Origin of the sequence: Bradyrhizobium sp. (assembly GCF_035935975.1) — a bacterium.
Taxonomy (GTDB): Bacteria; Pseudomonadota; Alphaproteobacteria; order Rhizobiales; family Xanthobacteraceae; genus Bradyrhizobium.
On the sequence record NZ_DASYWN010000061.1, the window covers coordinates 1 to 14,184 of the forward strand.

The window sequence follows — 14,184 nt, forward strand, 5'->3', positions numbered from 1 at the left end:
CCTTTTTGCAGGCGACGGTCGCCAAACCGTCCCAGTCCAGTCTCCATGCTGTCCTCCTAGCCAGTCGGACAACACGGAATCAGACATCCTTCCCGTCTTCAACCTCGATGTGTGAATGCCGTAGCCCCTTGCGGGGGAGGGAATGAGAGAGTGGTGCGTCCCTCACGTCGCGATGCGATGAAAGCCTCGAAGCGAGAGCGCGACTACAGCTCCCCATCCCTCCACCCGATCTTCTCCTTCAAGAACCTGAAGCCGATCACCTCGAACCCGGCGCGCTCCTTGTTGTCCTTGCCGTAGCCGTGTCCGCCCGCCGCCGGCTCGTAGAACCACGCCTCGTAGCCCATCGCCTGCAGCTTCGCCGCCATCTTGCGCGCGTGGCCGGGGTGGACGCGGTCGTCGCGCCGCGTGGTGGCGATCAGGATCGGCGGATAGGACTGGCCGGCCTTGACGTTGTGATAGGCTGAGTAGGTCTTCAGCCACTCCCATTCCTCGGGCTTGTCAGGATCGCCATATTCCGCGATCCAGCTCGCGCCCGCGAGCAGCTTGGTGTAGCGGCGCATGTCGATCAGCGGGATGGTGCAGAACAGCGCGCCGAAGCGTTCGGGGTAGCGCACCAGCATGTTGGTGATGAGGATGCCGCCGTTCGATCCGCCCTGCGCGGCGATGCGTTTTGCGCTCGTCACGCCGCGACGCACGAGATCGGCGGCCACGGCCGCGAAATCGTCATGCGAGAGTTTCTTGCCGGCGAGACGGCCGGCATCGTGCCAGCGCGTGCCGAACTCGCCGCCGCCGCGCAGATTCGCCTGCACAATGGTGCCGCCGCGCTCGAGCCAGAGCTTGCCGAGCGAGGCGTTGTAATACGGCTTCACGGCGTGAGCGAAGCCGCCATAGGCGCTCATATAGAGCGGCGCATCGCCGGTCTCTTTGGCGGGGCCGGTCTGCACATAGGGGATGCGCTCGCCGTCGATCGAGATCGCTTCGTGCTGGGTGACCACGAGACCGTCGGCGGTGAACGTCTTCGGCGCCTGCTTCAGCACGGTCGGGCTCGCGACGCCGCGTTCGAGCAGCAGCAGCGATGGCGGCGTCAACGGATCCTGCACGTTGGCGAGCAGGTCGCCGTTGCTCTCGGAGGGATGTCGGTCGAGCGGCCAGATGTCGACGACGCCGATCTCGGGCAGGCCAGGAAGCGTCTCGCGACTCCAGCCGGTGGCTGATGGCGTGCAGATATCGAATTGCGGTTTGAGCTCGTCGAGGATCGACAGCACCAGCTTGCCCGCCACCCAGAACAGACCTTGCAACGCACGTCGCGGCGCCGGCTCGAACAGGACGGCGAAATCGCGGCTGCCGGCGAGGAACGCCGAGAGCGAGATGCCGAGCACGGTGTCGGTGGCGTAGGTCCGTCCCTCGACTGTCCAATCCTTGCGCAGCTTCATCGCGAACCAGTCGCCATGAGCCTGCATCCAGATGCCGGTCGGCAGATCGAGCTTCGTCAAGGTGCCGACCGCATCGCGCAGCCAGATCGCGTGGTTGAAGAAGTCGATCTGGTCGACGATCCAGACCCGCGGCGCGGGTCCGGTGTCGTCGGCGCTGCCATAGATCATCATGTGATCGGCGGTGGTCTCGATCATCACCTGCGCCTGCTCGACCGGCTGGCCGCGCCGCCACAGGCGAACGGTCCGCGCATAGCCGGAGCTCGTCGTCATGCCCTCGCCATGCGCGCTCGACAGCAGCAGCGTGTCGGCATCGAGCCAGTCGGCCCCGCCCTTGGCTTCCGGCAGCGTAAAGCCATCCGTGACAAAACTCTTTGTGGCGAGGTCGAACTCGCGCAAGGTGACGGCGTCGCTGCCGCCGCGCGACAGGCTCAGGATCGCCCGCGAGCTGCCGGGCATCGTGGCGATGCCGCTGAGCAGCCAGTCCTCGCCTTCGCTTTTCGCGAGCTGGTCGATATCCAGCATGGTCTCCCATGCCGGATCGGCCTTGCGAAACTCCGCCAGCGTGGTCCGCCGCCACAGGCCGCGCGGATTGGTGGCGTCCTTCCAGAGATTGTGCAGGTCCGTGCCGCGCCGGCTGACATAGGGGATGTTGTCCGGACGATCGTAGATCGCGGCGAGGATGTCGCGGTCGCGCTCATAGGCGGCTCCGCCGAACGCCTGGAGCGTCAGCTCGTTCTGCCGCTCCACGAAGTCGAGCGCCTGCTTGCCTTCGATCTCCTCCAGCCAGAGCCAGGGATCGTCGTCGGGAGCGCTGAGCGTGGGCCTGTCGTCGACGGACATGAGCGAAACTCCGTAAGAATGCGGCGGATAGGATTTGATCGAGCGCAAGCCGTCAAGGGCGCGTCCGGCTATCATCCGTCCGATTGCGTCAGAGGCATGGCCCGCGCCCGTTTGCGCCGGTTGCCCGCCCTCCCGCACCCCTCCATAGTGCCGGGAATCAAACACCCCCTGTAGCTTCCCGGGCGGAAATGCCGATGCTAGACGTGACGACAGCCAGTGAGATCACCGACGATTCGCGCGTGCGTGCCAATGTGGTGCGCCTTGCCGCGGCGCAGGCGCTGACCGGCGCCAATTCGGCGGTGATCTTCGCCACCGGTGCGATCGTCGGCGCCACGCTCGCGCCCGACATGTCGTTCGCGACGGTACCGATCTCGATGTATGTGGTGGGCCTCGCCGCCGGCACGCTGCCGACCGGCGCGATCTCGCGCCGCTACGGCCGCCGCGCCGCCTTCGTCGTCGGCACCGGTCTCGGCGCGCTCACCGGCCTGCTCGGCTCGTTCGCCATTTTGCACGGCTCGTTCGCGCTGTTCTGCGTCGCGACCTTCCTCGGCGGCCTCTACGGCGCCGTCGCGCAATCCTATCGCTTCGCCGCGGCCGACGGTGCCAGCGCGGCCTACCGGCCGAAAGCCGTGTCCTGGGTGATGGCCGGCGGCGTGTTCGCCGGCGTGCTCGGTCCGCAGCTCGTGCAATGGACCATGGATGTCTGGCAGCCCTATCTGTTCGCCTTCAGCTTCCTGGTGCAGGCCGCCGTTGCTCTGGTCGCCATGGGCATCGTCGCCGGCGTCGACATGCCCAAGCCCGCACCGGCCGATCTGCATGGCGGCCGGCCGCTGCTGACGATCGTGACCCAGCCGCGCTTCATCGCGGCCGCTTTGTGCGGCGTCATCGCCTATCCCATGATGAACCTGGTGATGACCTCGGCGCCGCTCGCCATGAAGCTGTGCGGCCTCAGCCTCAGCGATTCCAATTTCGGCATTCAATGGCACATCGTCGCCATGTACGGGCCGAGCTTCTTCACCGGTGCGCTGATCGCGCGTTTCGGTGCGCCCCGGATCGTTGCGGCAGGCCTGCTGCTGGAGGCGGGGGCCGCCACCATCGGCCTGTCCGGCATCACGGCGATGCACTTCTGGGCGACGCTGATCGTGCTCGGTGTCGGCTGGAATTTCTCCTTCATCGGCGCTTCCGCCCTGGTGCTCGAGACGCACCGGCCGCAGGAGCGCAACAAGGTGCAGGCCTTCAACGATTTCCTCGTGTTCGGCATGATGGCGATCGGTTCGTTCTCGTCGGGCCAGTTGCTTGCCAATTACGGCTGGTCCGCGGTGAACATGGTGGTGTTCCCGCCAGTCGTGCTCGGCCTTGCCGTGCTCTCGCTGGTCTCCTGGGCGCGCCGCCGCAGGGCGCGGCTGGAGGCGGCCATGGGCGAGTTCCCGGACGCGGTGTGACGCATGATCCGGAAAAGTGCGCAGCGGTTTTCCGAAAAGATCATGCGCAGCAAGGTGGCAGGAGGGTGTCAGCAACGTCGATAGTTCGATCGCTGTCGAAGTGATTTTCGGGAGCAGGGTTGTTACATGATGCTCGTCATCAACAGACGGGCGTGACGCAAAGCGCTCGCGGGGGACACCAAGGACAGGCGCAAATGCTGGACAATCCCCGCCCCACTTCGCCAATCGACGAATCCTCCCTCCGCTACGAAGGCTGGCGCATCGTCGCGGTCTGCTTCCTGCTCGCGACTTTCGGCTGGGGGCTCGGCTTCTACGGCCAGAGCGTCTATGTCGCCGAGCTGCAGCGCGCGCGGGGCTGGCCGGCATCGCTGATCTCCTCGGGCACGACGTTCTTCTATCTGTTCGGCGCGCTGCTGGTCGTCTTCGTCGGCGAGGCCGTCCGGAAACATGGCCCGCGCATCTGCCTGATCGCGGGAACGCTGGCGATGGCGGCCGCGGCCGTCGCGATCGGCGCGGTGCGCGAGCCCTGGCAGCTTTATCTTGCGGATGCCGTGCTCGCCTTCGGCTGGGCCGGCACCAGTCTCGCCATGATCACCAACACGATCAGCCTGTGGTTCGACCACAAGCGCGGCATGGCGATAAGCCTCGCACTGAACGGCGCAAGCTTCGGCGGCATCGTCGGCGTGCCGCTGCTGGTGACGCTGATCGGCCATATCGGCTTCGCCAGCGCGATGTATGCCGCCGCCGGTGCGATGCTGGTGCTGCTGGTGCCGGTGATCCTCATTTTCGTCGGCCGGCCGCCCGATCTTCACGGCTGGCATGGGGCGGCGAAGGCAAAACCGCAATCATCGACGCAGATTCGCGCCTGGGCGCTCCGCGATGTCGGCTTCCTCACGGTCACGATTGCGTTCGCGCTGGTGCTGTTCGCGCAGGTCGGCTTCATCGTGCACCTGATCTCGTTCCTCGATCCCGTGATCGGCCGCGAGCGCGCGGCGGTCGCCGTCGCGGTGCTGACCGCGATGGCCGTGATCGGCCGGGTGCTGTTCTCGATGGTGATCGACCGCCTCAACCAGCGGCTGGCGTCGGCGATCTCGTTCCTGAGCCAGGCCGCGGCGCTGTGCGTCGTCATCAATCTGCACAATGATTACGTGCTGATCGCAGCCTGCGCGGTGTTCGGCTTCTCGGTCGGCAACCTCATCACGCTGCCGTCGCTGATCGTGCAGCAGGAGTTCGACAGCGCCTCGTTCGGCGTGCTGATCAGCCTGAATACGGCGATCAATCAGGTGACGTACGCGTTCGGCCCGGGTGTTGTCGGGGCCTTGCGCGATTGGTCCGGCGGGTATTCGCTGCCGTTCTATCTCTGCATCGCGCTGGAAGTGGCGGCCGCAGCGCTGATCATGGTGCGGGGTGCAGGCCGCACGAAGACTGCGTAGGGTGGATTAGCCGAAGGCGTAATCCACCATGCATCAGCGAATGCGGAACGAAGTTGGTGGATTACGCCTTCGGCTAATCCACCCTACGAAACTACGCCTCGCGCTGCCTCAACAACGCCTCCACATCCAGCCGCTTCGTGAACATCGCGAGCTTCCCATCCGGCCCGAGCGGCCATTGCTCCCGCGGCTTGTCCCAATACAGCTCGACGCCGTTCTCGTCGGGATCGCGCAGATACAGCGCCTCGGACACGCCGTGATCGCTGGCGCCGTCGAGCGCGATGCCGGCCGTGAGCACCCGGTGCAGCGCATCCGCCAGCGCCGGGCGCGTCGGATAGAGGATCGCGGTGTGGAACAGGCCCGTGGTGCCGGGCGGCGGCGGCGAGCCGCCCTTGCTCTCCCAGGTGTTGAGCCCGATGTGGTGATGATAGCCGCCGGCCGAGATGAAGGCCGCGCCCGAACCCATCCGCTGCATCAGCTCGAAGCCGAGCACGCCGCAATAGAAGCCGAGCGCGCGATCGAGATCGGCGACCTTGAGATGGACGTGGCCGATCCTGGTGCCGGCGGCGACGGCGGGGCTTTGCGACATGTGAATGCTCCGTTGAAAACATGCACATAAGGCGGGTTTCGGGACAGTGCTACGGCCCTATCCCGAAACGCTGCGTTTCCAGGCGCGAAACTACGAGAGCTCCCGCACCTCGCCTTCCGGCAGCTCGAACTCGAAGGTGTTCAGCGTCATCGACACCATGGTGTAATAGCCGCACAGCCCGATCACCTCGACCACGCCGCGCTCGCTTAGCAGCTTCACCGCCTCGTCGTAGAGACCCTTCTCGACGCCGTGGCCCTCATGCAGCGACTTCGCGAGGTCGTAAATCATCTTGCCCTTGGGATCGTCGAACTCAGGCGTGCGGCGGTCGCGGATGGCGTCGATGATTTTGGGGTCCATGCCGCCGGCCAGCGCCAGGCGCTTATGCGCGTACCATTCGTAATGCGCGGTCCAGTGCCGCGCCGTCACCAGGATCGCGATCTCGGAAAGCTTTGCCGGGAAGATCGTGTCGTAGCGCAGGACTTCGCCGAGCCGCGTGGCGTGACGGGCCATGTCGGGGCTGTTGAGCCAGGCCATCATCGGCGCCGGCGGCTTGCCGCGCTTGCCGGCAATCGACTCGTCATAGGTCTGCCGCTGGCTTTCGTTCATTTCGCCAGGCGAAAGAAGTTTCAGGCGCATTCTCATTTCCTCTTTGTTTTCAAGCTCGCCATCGCGACGACTATAGCGGATGACGCGGCGCGGAAGTGGTTGAATTCCGCCAAGCGATGGCCCAGAGTCGCACCCAACAAGTCTTTTTGATTGATGGAAACGACCATGAGCGACACAGAGACCGCCGATCTCGAACAATTCCGCGCCGAGACGCGCGCCTGGCTGGACGCCAATTGCCCGCCGGAGATGCGCAAGCCCGTAACGTCAGAGGGCGACGTGTTCTGGGGCGGACGCAATGCGAAATTTGCGTCCGAGCCGCAGCGTATCTGGTTCGAGCGCATGCGCGACAAGGGCTGGACCGTGCCTGATTGGCCGAAGGAGTATGGTGGCGGCGGCCTCGGTGCGGCCGAGCACAAGGTGCTGCGCGCCGAGATGGCCAAGATGGGCGCGCGTCCGCCGCTGTCGAGCTTCGGCATCTGGATGCTCGGACCGGCGCTTTTGAAATACGGCAACGAGGCGCAGAAGAAAGAGCACCTGCCGAAGATCGCGGCGGGCCTGATCCGCTGGTGCCAGGGCTATTCCGAGCCGAACGCCGGCTCGGATCTCGCCTCGCTCCAGACCCGCGCCGAGAGCGACGGCGATGATTTCGTCATCACGGGCTCGAAGATCTGGACCTCCTACGCCAACTACGCCGACTGGATCTTCTGCCTCGTCCGCACCGATCCCGCCGCCAAGAAGCACGACGGGATCAGCTTCATCCTGTTCGACATGACGTCGAAGGGCGTGACGACCAAGCCGATCCTCCTGATCTCCGGCTACTCGCCGTTCTGCGAGACCTTCTTCGACGGCGTGCGCGTGCCGAAGTCGCATGTGGTCGGCACCGTCAATCGCGGCTGGGACGTTGCAAAATATCTGCTGCAGCATGAGCGCGCGATGATCTCCGGCATGGGCGAGCGCGGCGTCGGCCGTCCGCTCGGCCAGATCGCGGCCGACTCGGTCGGCTCGGATGCGCAGGGCAAGCTCGATGACTCGATGCTGCGCGGCCGGATCGCGACATTCGACGTCGACGAGGCCGCGCTCGCCGCCTGCGCCGAGCGCGCGGTCGATCTCGCCAAGGCGGGTCAGGCGCATCCGGCGTTCTCGTCGGCGATGAAATATTACGGCACCGAGCTCAACAAGCGCCGCTACGAAATCCTGATGTCGGCCGGCGGCGTCGATGCGCTGGAATGGGAGAGCGAGCGCTCGAAGCAGGGCGCCCGTCCGCGCGCCTGGCTGCGCACCAAGGCCAACTCGATCGAGGGCGGCACGAGCGAGGTGATGCTCGGCATCGTCGCCAAGCGCATTTTGGATTTACCGGGGGCGTAACTTCACCGTCGTTCCCGGGTTCGATACTGCGCATCGCCCCGGAATGACATCAACAACATGCATTCCGCTAGACGTTAGAGACTTTGCACATGGCCCTCGTCCTTACCGAAGAACAATCAATGCTCCGCGACAGCGCGCGCGGGCTGATCAGCGACAAGGCGCCGGTGTCGCACCTGCGATCCTTGCGCGATAACAAGGATCCCACCGGCTTCTCCAAGGAGCTGTGGCATTCCTTCGCCGAGATGGGCTTCGCCGGCTTGCTGGTGCCGGAAGAATTCGGCGGCTCTGGCCTCGGCTTCATGGAAGCCGGTGTCGTCATGGAGGAGATCGGCCGCACGCTGATGCCCTCGCCCTTCCTCGCCACCAGCGTGGTTGCGGCCTCGGCGCTGAACCGCGGCGGCAATGCCGCGCAGAAGTCGGAGTTCTTGCCGAAGGTCGCCAACGGCTCGCTGCTCGCGACGCTCGCGATCGACGAGGGCGCCAAGCACCGGCCGCTTCAGACGAACCTGCAGGCCGCGCGTGCCGGTAACGGCTTCAAGTTGTCCGGTGCCAAGGCGCTGGTGGTTGACGGCCACGTCGCGGACCTCCTGATCGTTGCCGCGCGCACTGCCGGTAGCGCCGGCGAGCGCGACGGCCTGACGCTGTTCCTCGTAAACCCCAAGGCCAAGGGCGTGTCGATCGAGCGCACCATCATGGTCGATGCGCACAACGCGGCGCGGATCGAGCTTGCCAATGTCGAGGTCAATGCCGACAGCGTGCTCGGCGAGGTCGATCAGGGCGCAGTGCTGCTCGACGGCGTGCTCGACATCGGCCGCGGCGCGGTCGCCGCCGAAATGGTGGGCTTGAGCGACGAGGTCTTCAATCGCACCGTCGAGTACCTCAAGAACCGGAAGCAGTTCGGCAAGCTGATCGGCGAGTTCCAGGCGCTGCAGCACCGCGCCGCCGAGCTCTATGTCGACATCGAGATCACCCGCGCCGCCACCATGAAGGCGCTGCAGGCGCTGGATGCGGATGTCGGCAAGGCGGCATCAGCCGTCGCCGTGGCCAAGGCCCGCGCCGGCACCACCGCCACCCGCGCGGTACAGGAAGGCGTGCAGATGCACGGCGGCATGGGCATGACCGACCAGTTCGACATCGGCTTCTTCATGAAGCGCGCACGGGTGTGCGAGGAACTGTTCGGCGATGCCAACTACCACACCGAGCAGCTCGCGCGGGCGCGGGGGTATTGAGGCGGATGGACGTGAGGCGCAAGCACGCGCCTCATCCTCAGTGTCGTCGCCCGGCTTGACCGGGCGACCCAGTATTCCAGAGACAGTAGAGATTTACGGAGAGGCCGCGGCGTACTGGATCGCCCGGTCAAGCCGGGCGATGACAGTTGAGAGTGCCGAGGGCGCTCGCCCCAAACTCGTCATTGCGAGGAGCGCAGCGACGAAGCAATCCAGAGCCGTTCCGCGGAGGTGGTCTGGATTGCTTCCGCCTTCGCCAAGGCTTCGGCGGACAAGTCGCTTCGCTCGCAATGACGGCGGCGAGACCTCTTACCTCATCGGCGGCGCATACTGCACGCCACCGGCGTTCCACAGCTGGTTCATCCCGCGCGGGATCTTCAGCTTGGACTTCTCGCCGATGTTGCGCTCGTACATCTCGCCGTAATTGCCGACGTGGCGGATGATGCGGACGACCCAGTCCTTGGTGAGGCCGAGCTGCTCGCCGTAATTGCCCTCGGTGCCGACGAGGCGCATCACTTCCGGCTTCTTCGACTTCAGGGCCTCGTCGATGTTCTCCGAGCTGACGCCGAGCTCTTCGGCGTTGATCATGGCGTAGAGCGTCCACTTCACGATCATCATCCAGTCGTCGTCGCGCTGGCGCACGACGGGGGCGAGCGGCTCCTTGGAGATCATGTCCGGCAGGATCATGTGGTCGCCGGGCTTCGACAGGTTCAGCCGCAGCGCGTAGAGCTGGGAGACGTCGGCGGAGAGCGTGTCGCACTTGCCGGTGTCGTAGGCTTTCACCACGTCGTCCAGCTTGTCGAACTTGATCTCCTCATACTTCATGTTGTTGGCACGGAAGTAATCGGCGACGTTGAGCAGCGTCGTCGTTCCCGACTGCACGCAGACCTTGCTGCCGCTCAGGTCCAGCGAGGTCTCCTTGTTGCGCGAGCGCGGCAGCATGAAGCCTGCGCCGTCGTAATAGGCGACGGCCGGGAAATAGAGGTCGTAGTCGAGCTCGCGCGCCATGCTCCAGGTCGAGTTGCGCGAGAGGATGTCCACTTTCCGGCTCTGCAATTCCTTGAAGCGCTCGCTGGCGTCGAGCGGGACGAACTTCGCCTTGGCCGGGTCGTTGAAGATCGCCGCCGCCACAGCGCGGCAGAAATCGACGTCAAAGCCGGTCCAGTTGCCCTTGTCGTCGGGGATCGAGAAGCCCGGCAGGCCCTTGTTGACGCCGCAAAGCACCTCGCCGCGGCGCACCGTGCGCTTCAGCGTGCGGGTGTCGTAGAACTCGTAGATCACCGCGAGGACGCCGACCAGCACGGCAACCGCGAGCCCGATCAGCAGGCCGCCTCGAAATGTGCGCATCATGTTGCTCTCTCGAAAAATCGGGAAAAGGAATCTTGGGTAAGGCGAGGGAGCATGGTCGGGGAGACCATGCTCGGACGAGAGCCCTTAGAGCTCGGGCTTCTGCCGGATGACGACCTTGGTGCCGACAGGGACGCGGTCGTAGAGATCGGCGACGTCATTGTTGACCAGGCGGAAGCAGCCCGAGGACACCTTGGTGCCGATCGTGTCGGGGCGGTTGGTGCCGTGGATGCGGTAGACGGTGGTGCCGAGATACATGGCGCGGGCCCCGAGCGGATTGCCGGGGCCGCCGGCCATGAAGCGCGGCAGATAGGGCTGGCGCTGGATCATCTCCGCCGGCGGCGTCCAGTCCGGCCATTCCTTCTTGTTGGTGATCTGCACGAGTCCCTGCCACTGGAAGCCGTCGCGGCCGACGCCGATGCCGTAGCGGATCGCGCGCCCGCCCGGCTGCACCAGATAGAGATGCCGTTCGGCGGTCGAGACGATGATCGTGCCCGGCGCTTCGGTGGTGCGGAAGTAGACGACCTGCTTCTGCCATTCCGGATCGAGCTGGTAGCTCTCGTCGGCGATCAGGCCCGGCTCGTCGCCGCGGTCAGGCTGCTGCGCAGCGGCGTAAGGGGTGGACAGGACGAGGCTCAAGGCCGCGACGGAAGCCGCCACAAGCATCCCGGTCAGGCGACGAAAATCGGTCATGTGAAGCTCTCCCCGCTGCCACAGCGCAAATCGTTCGGATCCATCAAATCTCAGGGGCATGTTCATGGCAAGTTGATGGCGCGCCCGGCTGGTATGTCACGAGAATGCTTTGGTTTTTTGACGGGCCCCTGGCAATGCCACAAACAGGGGATGGCGCGAAAAGCCTAGTTTGCAACCGCGGGGACGGTGCGTGCCCTCTCCCGCCTGGGGGAGAGGGCGTCCCCCAAGACTTTCCCGGTGGCGCCTGAGCGCACGCCTCGTCCTTCGAGACGACCGTGGAGCCTGTCATCGGGCCGCGCTTAGCGCGGACCCGGTGGCGGTCTCCTCAGGATGAGGCTGAGAGGCATCGGTATCCGTCGAAATTGCCGCCGCGCACTCCGCCCTCATCCTGAGGCCCGCCGGAGGCGGGCGTCTCGAAGGATGGCCGCAGGCGGTGGAGAGCTAGATCTTGTTGCTCCCCGGCGCGATGGCGAGCCGGCGGACGATTTCGGTGCCGACGGCGCGGGCCTCAAGCCGCGAGCCGATGCGGGGGCTGCGAAACCGCCGTCCCGAGCGCAGGCGGATCGTGACGATGCAGTGTTCGTCCTCGGAGCGGCCGCGACGGTCGACGGTGATCGTCTCCACCTCGGGCCCCTCGATATGGTCGGCGCGCGGCGTGCCGTCGCCCCAGAGGCGCTCGACGCGAATATCGCCCTCGCGGATGATCCAGAACGCGCCGGTGACGAGGTTGGCGTATCTGTAGACCGCGAATGCGGCGAGCGCGCCGAGCGGCAGCAGCAGGATGTCGACATGGGTGGGCGGCCATCCGCGCCAGAGTTTGTAGGCGTAGGGCACCGCGGACAAGGCGACGGCGATCAGTGCGACGATCCGGATGTCCCGCGTTGAAAACGCCTCGAGCGGCTCGCCGAGATGCATCTCGGGATTGCTGGCATCGAGCGGATTGACCGGGGCCTCGAAATTGGGAACGTCGAACTGCGCGGCGATCCGCGCCACGGTGTCGCGAACATGGGTGACGTCGGAGATCGGCGGCGAGGTCAGGCGCTCGCCCGAAGCCAGCGTGAAGACGAGCTGAAAGCGGGCCTTCACCCGCTTGCTGCCGGGAACCTGCAATCCCGTGATGTCGTCCTTCGCGACGATCCGCGTCTGCAGCTTCCCGAACGGACGTTGATGCCCGATCAGGATCTCGTTCGGCGTGATGATCCACACCACCGCCGGCGCCATCATGATGCCGACGACGAACCCCGCACCCACGAGCAGCGCGACCACGGAGATGATGATCTCCAGGGTGTCGTGCGTGAACAGGCCCGGCGTGAAGCACAAAGCCACCGCGGCCGCAAAGGCGGACATGACCAGCCGCTGTGCGATCGAGGCGCCTTCGCGAAGGCGAATGTCGGTGCTGGTGGGCGCGGCGTCCATTGCGGGCGGCTGATTTCGATGCGGCGAAACTCCACGGACGGGTCCGTGGAGTCAAGCAACAACGGCGGCATCAGCCATCCGACGTCCGCACGGGATCAACTGCTGGCGTTCAGCAGCTTTGCCACGGTGCGGTCGATCTCGTCGTAGCGGCCTTCGCCTGCATGCTGGAACACGATCTTGCCGTTCTGGTCGATGATATACTGCGCCGGCCAATATTGGTTGCTGTAGGCGTTCCAGGTCTTCGAATCATTGTCCTGCGCCACCGGATAGGTGATGCCGTGACGCTTCAGCGCGGCCTGCACGTTGGAGGCGGAGCGCTCGAACGGGAATTCCGGCGTGTGCACGCCGACCACGACGAGGCCCTTGTCCTTGTATTTGGCGTAGAGGTCGGTGACGTGCGGCAGCGTGTTGACGCAGTTGACGCAGCCATAGGTCCAGAAATCGACCAGCACGACCTTGCCGCGGAGATCGGCGAGGCTGAGGGGCTTCGAGTTGAACCAGTTGTTGATGCCGGTGAAGTCGGGTGCAGCCTGCTGGCTCGCGGCCGCGGTAACCACGGGCGTCGCGCGCGCGGCTTCGTCGCAAATGCCGGGGATGACGGCGCCGGTCACGGCGACGCCGATCAATGCGGCGGATACGGCGAGCAGTTTGAAAGTCATGGAAGCGTCCTCCGGTTGACGTGCTGGATGATCACAGGCCGATCTGGCCGGTGGGATAGAAGCCGGTGAGCCACGCCACGATCAGCGTGTCGTACTGGAAATAGGCGGCGAGGGCGAAGGCGATCACGACGACGCCAAAGCCCTGCTGCAGCCGCGGCGAGATGCGCGCGAGGCTGCGCACGCGCGTGGTCGCGGCCTGTCCGCCATAGGCGATCCCCAGCATCGGGATCGCCGCGCCGATGGCGTAGGCAACCAGCAGCGTGCCGGCCCAGGCCAGGTTCTTCGAGGTCGCGACCAGCGTCAGGATCGAGCCGAGCACGGGGCCGGCGCAGGGCGTCCAGACGAGGCCGAGCGTGGTGCCGAGGATGAGGCCGCCGAGCGCGCCTTCGTGCTGCACGGCGCCGGCGTTGCCGAGATTGAGCCAGCCGTTGAGCCGGATCGACAGCCATTCGAACGGCGCCGGCCACAGCATCAGCAGGCCGAAGCCGAGCAGCAGGATCGCGGCCGCCTCGCGCAGCACATTCGGATCGAAATCGAACAGCCGCGTCAGCGCGCCGAGCAGCAGCGCGACTGCGGAGAACGAGACGACGAAGCCAAGCGCGATCATCGCGGGCCGCAGATGCCCCGCGCGCCCGATCGAGGCGCCGAGCAGGATCGGCAGCATCGGCAACGTGCAGGGCGCGGCGATGGTAAGAATGCCGGCGAGCGAGGCGAAGAGAAGTTCGAGCATGGCGCACTCGTGGTGGAGGTCACGAGGGCAGTTCGGATCGGGCGCGCGGATCGTTACGCGGCGTCACGTGTTCGTGACGGGGAGCGAGGGGAGCGGCCTTGCGAGGCAACCCTGCCGACCGCGGCGGAAGTGCGCTCCCTCCCCCCTTGCGGGCCCCTTGCGGGGGAGGGCGGGGGAGAGGGGTGGCCCAGGAAATGGTCCATCCATCTCCGATCATTCCCGCAAGCACGAATCGAGAGAGTCCCCGTATGGCACCCCTCTCCCTGCCCCTCCCCCGCAAGGGGCTACGGCATTCACACATCGAGGTTGAAGACGGGAAGGATGTCTGATTCCGTGTTGTCCGACTGGCTAGGAGGACAGCATGGAGACTGGACTGGGACGGTTTGGCGACCGTCGCCTGCAAAAAGG

At 65.6% G+C, this 14,184-nt stretch carries 12 protein-coding genes; 4 read left to right on the forward strand and 8 right to left on the reverse strand.

Annotated features, from left to right (window positions below; all coding sequences use genetic code 11):
* Positions 1 to 203: 203 nt before the first annotated feature.
* Complete coding sequence (locus VGR99_RS38360) at positions 204 to 2,273, reverse strand: prolyl oligopeptidase family serine peptidase (RefSeq protein ID WP_326905139.1); 2,070 nt, start codon at positions 2,271 to 2,273, stop codon at positions 204 to 206.
* A gap of 194 nt (positions 2,274 to 2,467) precedes the next feature.
* Here VGR99_RS38360 and VGR99_RS38365 point away from each other — a divergent pair, with 194 nt between their 5' ends.
* Complete coding sequence (locus VGR99_RS38365; protein ID WP_326905140.1) at positions 2,468 to 3,715, forward strand: MFS transporter; 1,248 nt, start codon at positions 2,468 to 2,470, stop codon at positions 3,713 to 3,715.
* A gap of 194 nt (positions 3,716 to 3,909) precedes the next feature.
* A complete protein-coding gene (locus tag VGR99_RS38370) occupies positions 3,910 to 5,148 on the forward strand; it encodes an MFS transporter (protein ID WP_326905141.1) in 1,239 nt (412 codons plus the stop codon).
* Between the two features lie 91 nt (positions 5,149 to 5,239).
* Here VGR99_RS38370 and VGR99_RS38375 read toward each other — a convergent pair whose 3' ends face one another.
* Together VGR99_RS38375 and VGR99_RS38380 are read right to left on the reverse strand one after the other, a co-directional pair.
* A complete protein-coding gene (locus tag VGR99_RS38375; protein ID WP_326905142.1) occupies positions 5,240 to 5,734 on the reverse strand; it encodes a VOC family protein in 495 nt (164 codons plus the stop codon).
* Positions 5,735 to 5,824: 90 nt separating this feature from the next.
* On the reverse strand, positions 5,825 to 6,370 hold the full coding sequence (locus VGR99_RS38380; RefSeq protein ID WP_326905143.1) for a carboxymuconolactone decarboxylase family protein: 546 nt from the start codon (positions 6,368 to 6,370) through the stop codon (positions 5,825 to 5,827).
* 135 nt (positions 6,371 to 6,505) lie between these two features.
* Between VGR99_RS38380 and VGR99_RS38385 the strand changes: the two genes are divergently transcribed.
* Positions 6,506 to 7,705 carry an acyl-CoA dehydrogenase family protein gene (locus VGR99_RS38385; RefSeq protein ID WP_326905144.1) on the forward strand — a complete coding sequence of 400 codons (1,200 nt, stop codon included), beginning with the start codon at positions 6,506 to 6,508 and terminating at the stop codon, positions 7,703 to 7,705.
* An 89-nt stretch (positions 7,706 to 7,794) separates the two neighbouring features.
* Entirely contained in the window at positions 7,795 to 8,934 is a 1,140-nt protein-coding gene (locus VGR99_RS38390) for an acyl-CoA dehydrogenase family protein (protein ID WP_326905145.1), read from the forward strand.
* A gap of 306 nt (positions 8,935 to 9,240) precedes the next feature.
* On the opposite strand, the gene VGR99_RS38395 is transcribed toward VGR99_RS38390, so the two are convergent.
* The 5 genes from VGR99_RS38395 to VGR99_RS38415 all read right to left on the reverse strand — a co-directional run bounded on the left by VGR99_RS38395 (position 9,241) and on the right by VGR99_RS38415 (position 13,776).
* On the reverse strand, positions 9,241 to 10,278 hold the full coding sequence (locus VGR99_RS38395) for an amino acid ABC transporter substrate-binding protein (protein WP_326905150.1): 1,038 nt from the start codon (positions 10,276 to 10,278) through the stop codon (positions 9,241 to 9,243).
* An 87-nt stretch (positions 10,279 to 10,365) separates the two neighbouring features.
* Positions 10,366 to 10,971 (reverse strand): L,D-transpeptidase, encoded by a 606-nt coding sequence (locus VGR99_RS38400; RefSeq protein ID WP_326905146.1) that lies wholly within the window; start codon positions 10,969 to 10,971, stop codon positions 10,366 to 10,368.
* A 441-nt stretch (positions 10,972 to 11,412) separates the two neighbouring features.
* Positions 11,413 to 12,387, reverse strand: coding sequence for a hypothetical protein (locus tag VGR99_RS38405; protein WP_326905147.1), 975 nt, complete (start codon positions 12,385 to 12,387; stop codon positions 11,413 to 11,415).
* 95 nt (positions 12,388 to 12,482) lie between these two features.
* Positions 12,483 to 13,046 (reverse strand): thioredoxin family protein, encoded by a 564-nt coding sequence (locus VGR99_RS38410; protein ID WP_326905148.1) that lies wholly within the window; start codon positions 13,044 to 13,046, stop codon positions 12,483 to 12,485.
* A 31-nt stretch (positions 13,047 to 13,077) separates the two neighbouring features.
* Positions 13,078 to 13,776 (reverse strand): cytochrome c biogenesis CcdA family protein, encoded by a 699-nt coding sequence (locus tag VGR99_RS38415; RefSeq protein WP_326905149.1) that lies wholly within the window; start codon positions 13,774 to 13,776, stop codon positions 13,078 to 13,080.
* Positions 13,777 to 14,184: the final 408 nt, after the last annotated feature.

Coding starts and splice junctions, on each gene's coding strand:
- VGR99_RS38390 (WP_326905145.1), top strand. CDS start 7,795: ATGGCCCTCGTCCTTACCGAAGAACAATCAATGCTCCGCGACAGCGCG.
- VGR99_RS38365 (WP_326905140.1), top strand. CDS start 2,468: ATGCTAGACGTGACGACAGCCAGTGAGATCACCGACGATTCGCGCGTG.
- VGR99_RS38410 (WP_326905148.1), bottom strand. CDS start 13,046: ATGACTTTCAAACTGCTCGCCGTATCCGCCGCATTGATCGGCGTCGCC.
- VGR99_RS38360 (WP_326905139.1), bottom strand. CDS start 2,273: ATGTCCGTCGACGACAGGCCCACGCTCAGCGCTCCCGACGACGATCCC.
- VGR99_RS38385 (WP_326905144.1), top strand. CDS start 6,506: ATGAGCGACACAGAGACCGCCGATCTCGAACAATTCCGCGCCGAGACG.
- VGR99_RS38370 (WP_326905141.1), top strand. CDS start 3,910: ATGCTGGACAATCCCCGCCCCACTTCGCCAATCGACGAATCCTCCCTC.
- VGR99_RS38380 (WP_326905143.1), bottom strand. CDS start 6,370: ATGCGCCTGAAACTTCTTTCGCCTGGCGAAATGAACGAAAGCCAGCGG.
- VGR99_RS38375 (WP_326905142.1), bottom strand. CDS start 5,734: ATGTCGCAAAGCCCCGCCGTCGCCGCCGGCACCAGGATCGGCCACGTC.
- VGR99_RS38405 (WP_326905147.1), bottom strand. CDS start 12,387: ATGGACGCCGCGCCCACCAGCACCGACATTCGCCTTCGCGAAGGCGCC.
- VGR99_RS38415 (WP_326905149.1), bottom strand. CDS start 13,776: ATGCTCGAACTTCTCTTCGCCTCGCTCGCCGGCATTCTTACCATCGCC.
- VGR99_RS38395 (WP_326905150.1), bottom strand. CDS start 10,278: ATGCGCACATTTCGAGGCGGCCTGCTGATCGGGCTCGCGGTTGCCGTG.
- VGR99_RS38400 (WP_326905146.1), bottom strand. CDS start 10,971: ATGACCGATTTTCGTCGCCTGACCGGGATGCTTGTGGCGGCTTCCGTC.